The organism is Magnetococcales bacterium, assembly GCA_015231925.1.
Taxonomy (GTDB): domain Bacteria; phylum Pseudomonadota; class Magnetococcia; order Magnetococcales; family JADGAQ01; genus JADGAQ01.
Genome location: JADGAQ010000100.1, coordinates 1 through 14734 on the forward strand (window position 1 = coordinate 1; position 14734 = coordinate 14734).

At 60.4% G+C, this 14734-nt stretch carries 15 protein-coding genes and 2 tRNA genes; 2 read left to right on the forward strand and 15 right to left on the reverse strand.

Translation table 11 applies throughout. From position 1 onward, the window contains the following. Positions 1–196 precede the first annotated feature (196 nt). From HQL56_11755 to dusB, 9 genes are all read right to left on the reverse strand, one after another. Positions 197–272: transfer RNA gene (locus tag HQL56_11755), tRNA-Arg, on the reverse strand. A gap of 75 nt (positions 273–347) precedes the next feature. Further along, positions 348–424: transfer RNA gene (locus HQL56_11760), tRNA-Pro, on the reverse strand. A gap of 116 nt (positions 425–540) precedes the next feature. After that, positions 541–1101 (reverse strand): F0F1 ATP synthase subunit B, encoded by a 561-nt coding sequence (atpF, locus tag HQL56_11765; protein MBF0310193.1) that lies wholly within the window; start codon positions 1099–1101, stop codon positions 541–543. 2 nt (positions 1102–1103) lie between these two features. Beyond that, a complete protein-coding gene (gene atpE / locus HQL56_11770) occupies positions 1104–1331 on the reverse strand; it encodes an ATP synthase F0 subunit C (protein MBF0310194.1) in 228 nt (75 codons plus the stop codon). Positions 1332–1374: 43 nt separating this feature from the next. Further along, complete coding sequence (locus HQL56_11775; protein ID MBF0310195.1) at positions 1375–2100, reverse strand: F0F1 ATP synthase subunit A; 726 nt, start codon at positions 2098–2100, stop codon at positions 1375–1377. Between the two features lie 41 nt (positions 2101–2141). Beyond that, positions 2142–2408, reverse strand: coding sequence for an AtpZ/AtpI family protein (locus tag HQL56_11780; protein MBF0310196.1), 267 nt, complete (start codon positions 2406–2408; stop codon positions 2142–2144). Between the two features lie 47 nt (positions 2409–2455). Then, positions 2456–3970, reverse strand: coding sequence for a nitrogen regulation protein NR(I) (gene ntrC / locus HQL56_11785; protein ID MBF0310197.1), 1515 nt, complete (start codon positions 3968–3970; stop codon positions 2456–2458). Between the two features lie 4 nt (positions 3971–3974). Beyond that, positions 3975–5045, reverse strand: a complete 1071-nt coding sequence (locus HQL56_11790; GenBank protein MBF0310198.1) for a PAS domain-containing protein — start codon at positions 5043–5045, stop codon at positions 3975–3977. A gap of 328 nt (positions 5046–5373) precedes the next feature. Continuing rightward, positions 5374–6411 carry a tRNA dihydrouridine synthase DusB gene (dusB, locus tag HQL56_11795; protein ID MBF0310199.1) on the reverse strand — a complete coding sequence of 346 codons (1038 nt, stop codon included), beginning with the start codon at positions 6409–6411 and terminating at the stop codon, positions 5374–5376. 531 nt (positions 6412–6942) lie between these two features. Here dusB and HQL56_11800 point away from each other — a divergent pair. Continuing rightward, entirely contained in the window at positions 6943–7557 is a 615-nt protein-coding gene (locus HQL56_11800) for a YihA family ribosome biogenesis GTP-binding protein (GenBank protein ID MBF0310200.1), read from the forward strand. A 102-nt stretch (positions 7558–7659) separates the two neighbouring features. Here the strand turns inward: HQL56_11800 and HQL56_11805 are convergent, their stop codons facing one another. From HQL56_11805 to dctP, 6 genes are all read right to left on the reverse strand, one after another. Beyond that, positions 7660–8016 (reverse strand): type II toxin-antitoxin system PemK/MazF family toxin, encoded by a 357-nt coding sequence (locus HQL56_11805; protein ID MBF0310201.1) that lies wholly within the window; start codon positions 8014–8016, stop codon positions 7660–7662. Further along, complete coding sequence (locus HQL56_11810; protein ID MBF0310202.1) at positions 8006–8242, reverse strand: AbrB/MazE/SpoVT family DNA-binding domain-containing protein; 237 nt, start codon at positions 8240–8242, stop codon at positions 8006–8008. Before HQL56_11810 ends, HQL56_11805 begins: the two co-directional genes overlap by 11 nt. Before the next feature lie 206 nt (positions 8243–8448). After that, entirely contained in the window at positions 8449–10794 is a 2346-nt protein-coding gene (gene topA / locus HQL56_11815) for a type I DNA topoisomerase (GenBank protein MBF0310203.1), read from the reverse strand. A 15-nt stretch (positions 10795–10809) separates the two neighbouring features. Next, positions 10810–11958: a DNA-protecting protein DprA gene (gene dprA, locus HQL56_11820; protein MBF0310204.1), complete on the reverse strand. Its 1149-nt coding sequence runs from the start codon at positions 11956–11958 to the stop codon at positions 10810–10812. A gap of 28 nt (positions 11959–11986) precedes the next feature. Then, positions 11987–12616, reverse strand: a complete 630-nt coding sequence (gene plsY / locus HQL56_11825; protein ID MBF0310205.1) for a glycerol-3-phosphate 1-O-acyltransferase PlsY — start codon at positions 12614–12616, stop codon at positions 11987–11989. 103 nt (positions 12617–12719) lie between these two features. Further along, the gene (dctP, locus tag HQL56_11830; protein ID MBF0310206.1) at positions 12720–13826 is read right to left on the reverse strand and encodes a TRAP transporter substrate-binding protein DctP; all 1107 of its coding nucleotides are present in this window, start codon (positions 13824–13826) and stop codon (positions 12720–12722) included. Between the two features lie 176 nt (positions 13827–14002). On the opposite strand from dctP, the gene ssb reads away from it, so the two are divergent. Beyond that, on the forward strand, positions 14003–14563 hold the full coding sequence (ssb, locus tag HQL56_11835; GenBank protein ID MBF0310207.1) for a single-stranded DNA-binding protein: 561 nt from the start codon (positions 14003–14005) through the stop codon (positions 14561–14563). The last annotated feature ends 171 nt before the right edge of the window (positions 14564–14734 follow it).

Sequence of the window (14734 nt, forward strand, 5' to 3'; positions counted from 1 at the left end):
CAGGGCAGCGCCCTGGGACTTTTCCTTTCGCCGTTGACTTCGTCATATCGCGCTGTGCGGGATCCTGAATAGTTATGGAAAAATTACGCATTCCAAAATTAATGCGGTATAGTTACAAAAATATTAATAAAAAAGTCAAAACATTTCCTTTTTTTGATACTTAAAGGAAACATATTGAACGTCAAAGAAGGGGGCCTGGCGCGCCCGGCAGGAGTCGAACCTGCAACCAACGGCTTAGAAGGCCGCTGCTCTATCCTTTGAGCTACGGGCGCGTGGAATGGTTTGAAGGATCTTTACTCGGACGAACCACCGCGATTGCCGCAACGGACAGAAAAGATCCGGATGATTGGTCGGGGTGAGAGGATTTGAACCTCCGACCGCCGGCTCCCAAAGCCGATGCGCTACCAGGCTGCGCTACACCCCGAAAAAAAAGCAAACCTGCCTTTCCAAACGAAAAAGCAGGTTTATTGTACGTCAAACGATAACCTCGAAACAAGAAAAGAGGGGATCCCGCCTCGCCAGCCGGACCCCCGCATCACCTCAATGGATACGATCTCCATGTTCCTTCAACTGAACAATGGCATCTTCCACCATTTTGTTGGCGTCGGTCTTGGTGACGGCCTTGCCGATCAACTTTTCCGTGGCCAACATGGCCACATCGACAGCAGCCTCCCGAATTTCCTCCAAGGCCTTGTTCTTGGCCTGGCTGATCTCCAGAAGAGCCATCTCCTGACGACGGGTCAACTCGGCTTCCAGATCCTTGAGGGCATTCTCCCGATGGGCGATGGCCTCCTTCTGGGTCTGCTCCATGATTTTGGCAGCGGAATCGCGGGCAGTGGCAAGCGTTTTCCGGTAGTCCTCCAGCATCTTTTCGGCTTCCTGGCGCTGCTTCCGGGCACTGTCCAGGTCATCGGCAATCGATTTGCCCCGGGCATCCAGGATATCGTTGATGGCCGGAAGAACATACTTCTTCATCAAGGCCATCAACAGCACGAAGGAGACCACAGCCCAGAAGATTTCCGAGCTGAATTTGCTGGCGTCGAACTGCGGCAGGCCGGAGGACTGGGCGTGTTCGGCGGCGGCATGGGCGACGGAGATCATGATCAGCCCTTACCCATGATGATGAAGGCGATGACCAGACCGTACAGGGCCACGGCTTCCACGAAGGCGGCGCCGATCCAGATGAACTTGGAGACCTGGGATTCGGCACCCGGCTGACGGGCGATGGCTTCGATGGCCTTACCGAACACGAGACCCAACCCAACACCGGAACCGGCGAAACCGGCTGCGGCCAAACCCATGCCGATAAGGGAGGCGGCGAGGCTTTCCATAAGTGCAATCCCTCCTGAAAGACGTTAGCGATCGTTAGCGGAATCAGTGCATGTGCAAAGCGTCGTTGATGTAGACGCAGGTCAGAATGGTGAAAATGTACGCCTGAATGAAGCCGATGAAGACTTCCACCCCGTTGAAGACCACCGACAGGCCGAACGGCAGCCAGCCGGCGAACCACGGCAGGGTGGTGGTGAAGAAGAAGAAGACGGCCAGCATGGTGTGGCCGGCGGTCATGTTGGCGAAAAGACGCACCGACAACGACACCGGACGGGCCAGATAGGAGATGACTTCGATGGGCACCATCAGGGGCAGCAGCACCCAGGGCAGTCCGTGGGGCACGAAGAAGCCGAAGAAGTGCAGTCCGTGTTTGTAGAAACCCAGCCCCGTGGAGAAGAGGAAAACCCCCATGGCCAGGGTGCCGGTGACGATCAACTGGGAGGTGGTGGTGAAGGAACCCGGAATCAACCCCAGCAGATTGGAGAAGAGAATGAAGAAGAAGAGGGTGAAAATCATCGGGAAGAAGCGCAGACCCTCTTTGCCGACGTTGTCTTCCACCAGGCCTTTCAGGAAGAGATAGCTCGCTTCCGCCAGACTTTGAAGCCGCCCCGGCACCGGTTTGGTGTTTTGCAGGCAGAGGTGGAAGAAGAGGTAGATGGCGCCGACGGTGATCCACATCCACAGAACCGAATTGGAGATGGAGATGTCAAACCCGCCGGGCAAAACGATATCCACGTAATTATGCACCTGGAAATGGTGCATGGGATCCATTTTGGGGGCGGCGTGTGCGGCGGCTTCCATTGGAGCGGTGGTCATGGCGGCGTTCGTCCTGACTTCTGGTCCTTATGTTCCGTCACGATGGATCGTGTGTCACGATCCGGGTATGCGGCGCGATAGAGGTTGAGAAACCCGGCGGCCATGCCAAAAAAGAAGAAGAGGATGGTCATCCAGGGTTGGCTTCCCAACCACCGATCCAATCCATAGCCCATGGCCCCGCCGATGAGAACCGCCGAAGCAAGCTCCGTTGCCAGTCGCATTCCGGAGTGCATTCCGATTTGCGGAGGTTCGTCGATGGCCATGTTCCTTTCGCGCCCGATTAGGATCGTCTGGCATCCTAGAAAATGCATCAGGCACTGTCAATGTTTCCGGGCAACGAATTGCGTGGGGAAGCCTCGATATCCTGAAGTTTCTTGCGAAGGGTGTTGCGATTGATGCCCAGGAGGGCGGCGGCCTTGAGCCGATTGCCCCGGGTTTCCTGGAGAATGCGGGGGAGCAGGGCGGCTTCCACCTGTTGCAGCACGAGGTCGTAGAGGTTTTCCCGGGGGTGGTTTTGCAACAGATTTTCCACTTCCAGGAGGACGGCGTCGTGAATGGTGGAGGTGCGCGTCGGGGTGACGGCGGCGGGGCTCTGCTCCCGCCGTGAAGCGGGGGGCGCGGCGGGAGTGGTCTCTTCCGGGAAGCGGATCCAGTCGGCGCCGACCACGTCGTCGGGCACCAGCACCATCAGGCGGCGGATGAGGTTTTCCAGTTCGCGCACGTTGCCGGGCCAGTGGTGGGCCAGGAGCTTCTCCACGGCCAGGTGGGAGAGGCGTTTGGGGGGGATGGAAAGCTCTTTGGCGGTTTTGGCCAGGAAGTGGTCCGCCAGCACGGCGATGTCTTCCGGGCGGGAGCGCAGGGAGGGCACGTGCAGGGGGATGACGTTGAGCCGGTAGAAGAGATCTTCCCGGAAGCGGCCCGCGCTGATGGCGGCGGGCAGATCCTGGTGGGTGGCGGCGATGATGCGCACGTTGCCGTGCAGGTGTTCCGAGCCGCCGACCCGGGTGAAGGTGCCCTCCTGGAGTACCCGCAGCAGGCGGGTTTGCGCCTCCATGGGCATGTCGCCGATTTCGTCGAGGAAGAGGGTGCCGTTGTTGGCCCGTTCGAAGTGGCCGATGCGTCGGGAGATGGCCCCGGTGAAAGCGCCTTTCTCGTGGCCGAAGAGTTCGCTTTCGATCAGATGCTGGGGAATGGCCCCCATGTTGATGGCCAGAAAGGGTTGACTGCGGCGTGGACTGTAGGCGTGGACCGCTTTGGCGATCAACTCCTTGCCGGTACCGGACTCCCCGTGGATCAGCACCGTCATTTCGGAGGTGGAGAGGCGGCCGATGGTGCGGAAGATCTCCTGCATGGCGCGGGAGGAGCCGATGAAGCCGCCGAAGCGATCGGTGCTGGCCGCCAGGAGGGTTTCGGTGTTTTCCTTGCGACTGCGGGCGCTGCCGGCCTCCTGCAGGCTCTCCAGGGCGCGTTTGACCAGGCTGACCAGTTTGTTGATGTCGAAGGGTTTGGCCAGGTAGTCGAAAGCGCCCCGTTCGAAGGCCGAAACGGCGTTGCGCAGGGTGCTTTGCGCGGTGATGACGATGACCGGCAGGCGGGGCTTTTGCTGTTTGATGCGTTTCAGCAGGTCGAGGCCCGATCCCGAGGGCATGACGATATCGACGATGGCCAGATCGCCCGCGTCGAGGTTTTCCAGCAGTTGCCATCCTTCCGCGTAACACTGCACCTGGAAGCCGGCGCGGCTCAGGGCCTGTTCCAGGACGAAACGGATGGCCTGGTCGTCGTCGGCAACCAGAATGGTCTGTGGGCGATCCGTCGGACGTACCATCGGCCTACCTTCCCTTGCCGCGCGGAACCGGCAGCAGCACGCGGAAGACCGTCTGCCCCGGCTGACTGTCGAGTTCGATCAATCCGGCATGGCTGTGGATGATTTTCTGGGAGATGGAGAGACCCAATCCCATACCTTTCGGTTTGGTGGAGACGAAGGGGACGAAGATGCGGTGGCGCAGTTCGTCGGGGATGCCGGGACCGCTGTCCCGCACCTCCACCATGACATGCAGGCTGCGCCGTCCCTGTTCCAGGCGGATGCGTTCCGAAATGCGGGTCATCAGGCGTACCTCGCCGTGGGGACCGCACGCTTCCCGGGCGTTATGCACCAGGTTGAGAAAGACCTGCACCAACTGGTCCCGATCGCCGCGAATGAAGGGCAGGGAGGGATCGTAGTCCCGCACGGGTTCGGGTTCGTCGTGGCCGGCCAGGCGCATCACGTGGTCCAGCACTTCGTGGATGTTGACTTCCTGATCCAGGGTGGGGTGGTCGTCGGCGAGGCCCAGCAGGCTGTCCAGCAGGCGGCTGATGCGATCCACTTCCGAGCGGATCAGGGCGGTGCAGGCGGCGTTGGGGCCTTCGGTATTCTCCATTTCCAGCAACTGGGCGGCGCCGCGAATGCCGGCCAGGGGATTCTTCACCTCATGGGCCACGGCCAGGGCCAGATTGCCCAGGGAGTCGAGGGTATCGTGCAGGCGTTGGCCCTCTTCCAGGCGTTCCGCCTCGCCGACCTCTTCGATCTGCAGCAGGACGCCGCGTGGTGCGCCGCCCTCTTCGCCCAGCAGGGGGGCGGCGGTCATGGAGACCAGCAGGGAGATCTCCGGACCCGGATGGATGCGGGTATTGCGCGCCCGGCAGGGCATGGCCAGCTTCTGGGCCCGTTCCACCAGTTCCAGGGCCACGGGGTGTCCCGGCAGCAGGCGGCTGACCGCGCTGCCTTCCAGGCGGGAGCGGGGTTTGCCGAGCAGTCTTTCGGCGGCGCTGTTGGCGGCACGCACGATTCCCCTGGCATCCATGGCGATGCAGCCGGTGGTGAGCTGATCGAAAAGATTGGCCATGTTGAACAGGGGATCCATGTGTACTCCCATTTTTTGACTTTCAATATTTAATCTTTTAAAGTATCAAAAAAAGAAAATATTCTATCCTTCGACGTTTTGTTTATTTTTGTAGAAAAAGAGTAACTATTCAGTCCACTGCACAGCGTGATCGTGTCAACGGCGAAAGAAAAAGTCCCAGGGGTGCCCTCTGGACCCCATGGGGTTGAAGGTCAACAGCAAAGAGCCCCAAGGCGCTGGATCCGTAATCCCCCCGAATCCCTGAACAGATACCAAAAGGAAAAAGTCAAAGGACAGAACATTTCCCTTTTTTGATACTTAAAGGATAGCATATTGAAAGTCAAAAGATTTAGAAGGCAGGGATTTCCTCCGGCTCGGTTTCCGTGGCGTGACTCTCCCGGGTGGTGCTGAAAAATCCATCCAGCAGGGCCAACATCTCCTCCAGGTTGGAAAGACGCTGCACCTGTTCGCGAAAACGCGCACACCCCACCAACCCTCGGGCGTACCAGGCCAGATGCTTGCGTCCCAGACGAACCCCACCGGTTTCCCCGTAGAATTCGACCAGCCCCAGCAGATGCTCCCTGGCCAGAGCCATGCGCTCCTCGACCGGTGGTGAGGGCAGCAGGGCGCCCGTGCTCAACAAATGGGCAATCCGCCGGAAGATCCAGGGTCGCCCCAGACTGGCCCGACCAATCATCAGGCCGTCCACTCCGGTCTGGTGCAGCCGTTCCTGAGCCTCCTGCGGGGTGCGCAGGTCCCCGTTGCCGATCACCGGAATGGACAGTGCCCCTTTGATCTCGCCGATGGCGTTCCAATCCGCCTCGCCCTGATACATCTGGGAACGGGTGCGACCATGTACCGCGACCCAGGCCAGACCACACTCCTGGGCGGCGCGAGCGATTTCCAGCCCGGTGCGCTGGCCGCAATCCCAGCCCAGGCGGATCTTGACCGACACCGGCACGGAGACCGCTTCTGCTACGGCTTCCAGCACGCGCCGTGCCAAGGGGGGATTTTGCAGCAGGGCCGCGCCCGATCCGCTCTTGACGATCTTGCGCACCGGGCAGCCCATGTTGATATCGATCATCTCCGCGCCCAGCCGCACCTCCTGACGGGCCGCTTCCGCCATCATCTCCGGATCGGCTCCGGCGATCTGCACCACCAGCGGACCGGCCTCGCGCTCCGCCGTGGAGAGGCGCAGACTTTCCGCCGTGCCGCGCAACAACGCCTGGGAGGCCACCATCTCCGAAACGGTGAGGTTGGCTCCCATCCGGTAGGCGATGCGCCGCGTGGGCGGATCGGTGATGCCGGCCATGGGGGCCAGAACCAGCAGCGCCTTTTGGGCTCGCACCTCGGGTGATGAAAAAAGAGACTCAGTCAAAGCAGACATGATCATAATTTAATCAGCTTCGCCTATTTAATAGGCAGTTGTCCGGACATCCCTTTTTTCGGGACGGTCGTAACGGTTCCGATATACGGGGGTTCGGGGGGGATTATCCCCCCCGACGGGTCCAGGGCAGCGCCCTGGGACTTTTCCGTTTGCTGTTGACTTCCAACCTCATGGGGTCCAGGGGGCACCCCTGGGACTTTTCCTTTCGCCGTTGAAATGATCATGCTGCACCGTGCAGTGGTCTGATTTCGGGACGGTGGTAGCTATACCGATATAACGGGGGTTCGGGGGGGATTATCCCCCCCGACGGGTCCAGGGCAGCGCCCTGGGACTCTTCCTTTCGCTGTTGACTTCCAACCCCATGGGGTCCAGGGGGCACCCCTGGGACTTTTCCTTTCGCCGTTGAAATGATCGTACTGCACCGTGGAGGGGTCTGAATCGTTACGGACGATCCATTCCGCATGGTGCGACAAAGGCCTATACTTGCCTTTCGTCTTCTTTCTTTTATGCCACAATCGGAAGTCCGCCACCATGACCGCTCCAACCTGTTTTTTGCTGGGTGTGCAGCATGCCAGTCAGCTCCCTCCGGAAGATTTGCCGGAAATCGCTTTTGCCGGGCGTTCCAATGCGGGCAAGTCATCGCTGATCAATGCGTTTTTGCAACGCAAGGCGCTGGTTCGGGTCAGTCGCACGCCGGGTTGCACCCGTCAGATCAATTTTTTTCAGGTGGGGGAGCGTTGGTTGGTGGTGGATCTGCCGGGGTATGGTTTTGCCAAGGTGGCGGAGTCGGAGCGGCGTCATTGGCAGCATTTGATGGAGGAGTATTTTCGCAAGCGGCGTGCTTTGCGGGCGGTGGTGGTGGTGCTGGATCTGCGTCGTGGCATTACCGATTTGGATCGGGGTTTGGCGGGTTATCTGGATGATTGCGGGGTGGCCACGATTCCGGTGGCGACCAAGATTGATCAGGTGAAGGGCAATGCCCGACGCAGTGCGATTGCGGCGCTGACACGGGAGTGTCAGACCACCTTTCGTCTGGCTGCGGTACCGCTGGTGGCGACCTCTTCGCTGAACGGGGAGGGGATCGAGGTTTTGCGTCAGCAGGTCGATCGGGTGTTGGGGTTCGGTGCGGAGAGCCAGATGCCTTAAATGTGTTGACTTTCAATATGTTATCTTTTAAGTATCAAAAAAAGGAAATGTTCTATCCTTTGACTTTATTTTATTATTATTAATATCTTTTAAAAGTCTATATTAATAACTCTCCTCTTTTATGGAAGTATTGAACAACGCAGTCATTGTTTGTCGCACGATTGCCTGATCCTGTGGCCCGAGTTGGCCAAGTTCACCCCGAACCAATTGAAGATCCGGAGTGAACAGTTTGAAACGAACCTTGGATGGAGCCGGAAGACCGGCGGAGGTCAGGTCAGTGATGGGACAGTCGTAAGGCCAATCGTTCCCTGTCGTGGTGATCATGGCCAGAACCGCGTGTCCCAGCGGTGTGTTGAAGGTCGCTTGATCCGAAAGCACCAGAGCAGGACGATTTTTCACTGCGGTCCGGTCGGTGAAGGGAAAAGGAACGCGCACCACGGTGAACTGTTCACAGGTCACGGAAGGCTTCCTCATCTTCCGGACTGTTCCATTCGTTTAAAACCGCTTCAACGGCGTGCAGATACTCCTGGTCCAGCGGATGCGCCCGGCGAACCCGGACCTCGGTCCCGTTTTCAGAAAGTTCCCAGGCCAGAAGGTCTCCTTCCTGCACCTTGAGTGCGGCGCGAACCTCCCAGGGGATGACGGTTTGTCCATCCGTGGTGGTGACTTTCGCAAGAGCGATCACGGGTATCTCCCCGGGTTAAATTTTTTGCCTTTCAATATGTTATCTTTTAAGTATCAAAAAAAGGAAATGTTCTATCCTTTGACTTTTATTTTCCCTTTTATTATTAATAGATCTTTTCTGAAAATCTATATTAATAATAACAGAAACGTCAAAGGACAGAACATTTCCTTTTTTTGATACTTAGAAGATTGAAAGTCAACGGCTTGTCAGGCTTCGGCGGCAGCCTGCGGTCCCTGCACCACCTCCGACCAGCCGCAGCCCTCCACCGCGCAAACATGCTCCGTACCCCGCCGCTTGGTCACCTTGACCGTCACGAAAGGCGCACCGCACTTGGGACAGGGCCGGGGCTCCGGCTTGTTCCACAAGGCATTGCGACAGGCCGGATAGGCGGAACAGGAGTAAAAAAGCTTGCCGTACCGCGACTTCTTCTCCAAAAACGTGCCCTTGCCACACTGCGGACAAACCACCCCCGAATCCTGGGGCGGCTTGAGAGGCGCCATGTTGCGACAGGCGGGAAATCCGGTGCAAGCCAGATACTTGCCGTAACGACCCTCCTTGATGGCCATGACCGCGCCGCACTTTTCGCAGGTGCGGTCCGACAACACCGTCTCCGCCACCGGCTTGGCCTCTTCACCCTCCTTGCGCAACGGCTCGGTGAAGCGACACTCCGGAAAACCGGTACACGCCTTGAACCGCCCGAACTTGCCCAGCTTGATGGAAAGCGGCTTGCCACACTGCGGACACGGCTCGTCGATCACCTCGGAAGTGATGTCGGAACGACGGGTGGTCTGCTCCTTCTCCTTCACCTGATCCCGGAAAGGACTCCAAAACTCCTCCAGCAACGGCACCCAGGTGCGCTCCCCACGGGAAACCGCGTCCAGATCATCCTCCAGATGGGCGGTGAAGTGGAAATCGACGTAACGGGGGAAATGCTCCACCAGAAAATCGTTGACCACCAAGCCCACATCTTCCGGGAAGAACTGCCGCTTCTCCAACCGCACATAACCCCGATCCTGCAACGTGGTCATGGTGGGCGCATAGGTGGAAGGACGACCGATGCCGAAGTTCTCCAGCGCCTTGACCAGCGTGGCCTCGGTATAACGGGGCGGGGGTTCGGTGAAGTGCTGCTTGGGCTCGATGCCGAGCTGCCGCAACTCCTGACCCACCTCCAAAGGCGGCAACATGGTCTCGCTCTCGTCGTCGTTGCGATCCTGGGCCGAAACGGCGTCCTTGCCCTCCTGATAAACCCGCATGAAACCGGGGAAGGCGACCGCCGAACCGGTGGCGCGGAACTGATAGGGCGCTTTGGCGTTGGCCTGCCCCACCGCCAGGTTGACCGCCATCTGATCGATGCGGGCCGAGGCCATCTGACTGGCGATGGTGCGCTTCCAGATCAGTTCGTAGAGCTTCAACTGATCCAGATTCAGGGCGTTGCGCAACATGTCGGGATGACGGGTACACTCCGTGGGCCGAATGGCCTCGTGAGCCTCCTGGGCGTTTTTGGCGGAGGACTTGAATTTCCGGGGCGTGCGCGGCAGAAAGTCGTTGCCGTAACGCGAGGTGATCAGCGCCCGCATGGCGGCCACCGCTTCCTGAGCCAGATTGACGGAGTCGGTACGCATGTAGGTGATCAGACCCGCCACCTCCTTGCCGCCGTCCGGGGTGGGCACCTCCAACCCTTCGTAAAGCTGCTGCGCCAGAGCCATGGTGCGTTTGGCCGAAAAACCCAGCTTGCGGGAGGCCTCCTGCTGCAGCGTGGAGGTGATGAAAGGGGGGGCCGGATTGCGCTGCGACTCCTTGCGCTCCACCTCGGTGACGAACAGCGGGGCATCGCGCACCGCATCGACCAAAGCCGTGGCTCGCGCCTGATCGGGGATGTCGTAGCGGTCGAGCTTGCGCCCTTCGGCAACCGCCAGCCGGGCGGCGAAAGGCGGGGGTTCGTTCGGACGGCTCACCTGAGAGGTGATGCTCCAATACTCCCGCACCTGGAAGGCGGCGATCTCCCGTTCCCGCTCGCAAACCAGACGCAAGGCCACGGACTGCACCCGTCCGGCGGACAAACCCCGACGCACCTTGCGCCACAACAGCGGGCTCAGGGTGAAACCCACCAGATAGTCGAGGGCACGCCGGGCCTGCTGGGCGTTGACCAGGTTCATGTCCACCGCCCGGGCGTGGCTCATGGCCTCCTGAATGGCCCCTCGGGTGATTTCGTGAAACACCACCCGGGAAACCGGGGTGTTTTCCAGCAAACCCCGCTCCCGCAAAATCTCCAGCACATGCCAGGAGATGGCCTCGCCCTCGCGATCCGGGTCGGTGGCCAGCAGGATCTGCTTGGCGCCGCGCAGGGATTTGACCAGGGCTTCCACATGGCGCGTCGATTGACGCGGCACCTCGTAGTGCATGAAAAAGCCGTGTTCGGTATCCACCGAGCCGTTTTTCTTTGGCAGATCCCGTATATGACCATAGGTGGCCACGACACGATTTCCAGGCCCAAGAAACTTCTCGATAGTTTTTGCTTTTGCGGGTGATTCGACTATGACGACATTTGACATGGTAATCCGGGCTTATCAATCTGTTTGAGTAGAATCCGATATTCCAGGGCGCCGCAGTCCGTACAAGTGGCCGGGCAGCCGCTCGATGCGCTCGCTCATTTCAAGATGAAGTAAAATGCGGGAAAGTGCCGCCACTGTCAATCGGCTATCCCGTGCCAGTGTATTGCCGTCGAGAGGGCCGTTGTTCAGCAGGGTGAGTACCCGTTGCGCTTCCCGGGCCACCTGGGTCGGGTCGTCGTCGTTTCGGCTCGGCCATCCCATCTCTTCCAGGATGTCCTGGATGTTTTCCAGCAACCTGGCGCCTTCCCGCAACAAGCGATGGGTTCCCCGGGTGCGGGGGTCGCTGATCACGCCCGGAACCGAAAAGACGGTTCGTCCCTGTTCCAGGGCCAGGCGGGCGGTGATCAGGGATCCGGAGTGTTCCCCGGCTTCGACCACCACGACCCCCAGGGAGAGGCCGCTGATGATGCGGTTGCGGGCCGGGAAGAGATAGGGATGGGGCGGGGTGCCGAGGGCGGCTTCGGTGATCAGGCAGCCCTGTTCGCGAATGCGCTGGCGCAGGGCGATGTTGCTGCGGGGATAATCGATGTCGAGGCCGGTGGCCTGCACCGCCACGGTGGCGCCGCCGCCCTTGATGGCGCCGTGATGGGCGGCGGTGTCGATGCCGATGGCCAGACCGCTGACCACGGTCATGCCCTGACGGCTCATTTCCAGACTCAGTTGCCAGGCCATGCGCGCCCCGTCCGGGCTGGCCTGACGGGTGCCGACCACCGCCATGGGGCGCAGGGCGTGCAGATGGTCGGTATTGCCCAGAACGAAGAGCCAGGGCGGCGGATCGGCGATCTCGCGCAAGGGGGGCGGATAGTCGGCATCGTCCCGCAGGATCATGCGACCACCCAGATTGGCCAGGCGGTTGAGGGCCTCCCGGGCGATTTGCGGGGCTACCGGCCGGCACAGGCGTTCCGCCAGGACCGGTCCCACTTCCGGCAGGATGGACAAGGCCTGTCGTCCAGCGCCGAACAGGGCTTCCGGGGTGCCGAAGCAGTTCAGCAAGCGTCTCTTCTGCCGGGGGGAGAGGGTGGCGCTCAGGGCCAGTTGCATCCAGGGTACCGGATCGGAACTGTCCGAATCGTAACGGCTTTCGGGACAACACACGGTATTCATCGGCCTCTTCCCCGGGTTCGGGAAGCGCCTACCCCGTGGTGGACCCGGACTCTTTGGTCGCGCCGATGCGCGGTTCCGTGCCCAGCCACAGCCGTCGGATGTTGGCCCGATGCCGCCAGAAGACCACTCCGCTCACCGCCAGGGCGATGAACGGCGCCAGCGGCGCCGGTGGCCAGATCCACAGGGTCACCGGCAGGGAGCCGAAGGCCAGAAGACCTCCCAGCGAGCTGATTTTCCAGAATTTCGCTCCTGCAAGCCATGCCAAGACCGCTCCCAATCCGTGCCATGGGGTCCAGGCCAGAAAGACCCCCAATCCGGTGGCCACCCCTTTGCCGCCACGAAAGCCCAGGTAGACCGGATAACAGTGTCCCGAAAATGCAGCCAGGGTAACGCATGCGGTCAAGGTGGACTCCGCCCCGTTCGCCGCAACGGATAACAATACCGGCAACGCGCCTTTTAACATGTCCAGCATCAAAGTTATCGCTCCGGCGGTTTTCCCCGCCGTGCGCAACACGTTGGTCGCTCCGATATTACCGCTGCCCGTCCGGCGGACATCGCCGGCTCCCGCCAGTCTGGCCACCACAAGGCCAAAGGGCACAGCGCCCAACATATAGGAGCTGGCAACCCAAACCACATCCATGATTTCGATGTTTGTCATCTCTCGGGGTCAATCTATTGTTTGGCGTTCAGGGGGTCAAGTTAAAAACAATGACTTTGATGAATTTTAGCTCCAGTGGTTCGGGAACCGTGGAACAGGCTCTTCACGGTGTTCGCCAACGGGCTTTTAACGTATTGTTCTGCAACACGGTTTGCAGATTTTCGATCTCCGGTTCCACCAGGGGGGCAAGGTCATTCCGGGCCTGGTCGCGCCAGGCCGATTCGGGTTCCCGGGGTTCCGGATGGCCGGCGGCCCGCCAGGCTTTGAGAAGGTTGTTTTCCCGTTCTCCGGCGCGGGCCAGGGATTCCTGGCAGGTCTGTTCCGCCAGGCGGATCACCAGTTCCTTGAGGTCGGCGGGCAAGCCGTCCAGCCAGCTCCGGTTGGCGTAGAGCACCATCCAGCCGTGCAGAATGCGCAGGGTGTGGAACCGGCTGGCGGTTGCGCTGAGGCCGGCCCGTTCCAGCAGTTCCGGGGTGGAGGCCACGCCTTGCACCCAGCCGTCGTTCATGGCCTCCGGGAGGTCCTGGGCGGGCAGTTCCAGGGTTCGCATGCCCAGGCTGTGGTGAATCCGGCGCAACCAGGGTTCCAGCGGGGCGCGCACCCGCATGCCGTTCCAGGGAGGGGTGAGGGCCCGATCCGGGGGATTTTCCGTGGGGGCCAGCTCCAGAATGCCGTAAAAACCGAAGGAGGCGTAGCCGAGGATCACCAGTTCCTTGTCCGGGGTGGAGGCTCGCAACGCCTGTTCCAGGGGGGATCCGGCGAAGGCGATGACCTCCTCGAAATCCCGGAAGAGCAACGGCAGGGTCAGCAGGCGAAAAGCGGGCAGGGTGTTGGCCAGGGTGGCGGCGGAGGTGAAGGCCAGTTGGTGTTGACCTTTCAGCAGATCCGCCAGAATGGCGTTTTCCCCGCCGGCCCGCCATCTCGACACCGGATTCAGCTCCAGCCGTCCGCCGCTCGCCTTGTTCAGGCGGGTGCGCAGATTCCAGAGGTTGCGGATGTAAATCAGATCCCCGTCCTGGGGCAGGGCGATCGCCGCCTGGATGGGGCCTTCCGCAGAGGCGACGGCGGAGGGGAACCCGAGGCCCAACACCATCAAACCGGCAATAATCCGGACCAGGCCCCATTTCCCGAGCTGAAACAGCCCCGTCTTCCGCGAGAAGAATCCGCTTCCCGCAGGAAAGTTCAGTGCGTTTTCAACAATTGATTTCATGCCGTATCTCTGTCACGCTAACCCGATCGGGATGCCTCCGTGAGGTGTCGAAGAGGTTTTCCGGGCCGATGGTCCGGGTGTTTTTCGTTCGTATCCCGTTTTGGATGAAGTTTGCAAGAAATTCGCCAGTCATGGCTTGATCGTATTGGCATTCCGACGACATCAGGAGGATAAAGATGGCCTATTCCTTGAACAAGGTCCAGTTGATCGGCAATCTCGGGGCCGATCCCGAGGTGCGGTATACCCAGAGCGGGGCGCCCATCGCCAATTTCAACGTGGCCACCACCGAAAGCTGGAAGGATCAGCAGGGCGCCAAACAGGAGCGCACCGAGTGGCATCGGGTCGTGGTTTTCGGCAAGCTGGCCGAAGTCGCCCAGCAGTATCTGCGCAAGGGCAGCAAGATCTATGTCGAGGGCAAGCTGCAATCCCGGAAATGGACCGATGCCCAGGGTCAGGAGCGCTATACCACGGAGGTGGTGATCTCCTCGGTCGGCTTTGATGGCAGCACCTTCATCATCCTCGACGGGCGCAGCGGCGGTGGTCAGGCGGGGGCGCCCATGGGTGGCGGGGCCTATTCGGGTGGTGGCGGGGCCTATCAGGGTGGTGGCGGGGCGCCGACGGCCGGGGGCAATCGCCCGGCGGCCTCCCACGGTCCGGCGGCGGCTCCGGGCAATACGCCTCCTCCCATGGACGAGTTCAATCAGATGCCCGACTTCAACGACGATATCCCGTTCTGATGCATACGGGGGCCGGGGGGATAATCCCCCCGGCGGGTCCGGGGCAGTGTCCTGGGACTTTCAATATGTTATACCGCGTCTACTTTGGAATGCGTAATTTTTCTGTATCTGTTCAAGTATACGGGGGTTTGGGGGGGATTATCCCCCCCAACGGGTCCAGGGCAGCGCCCT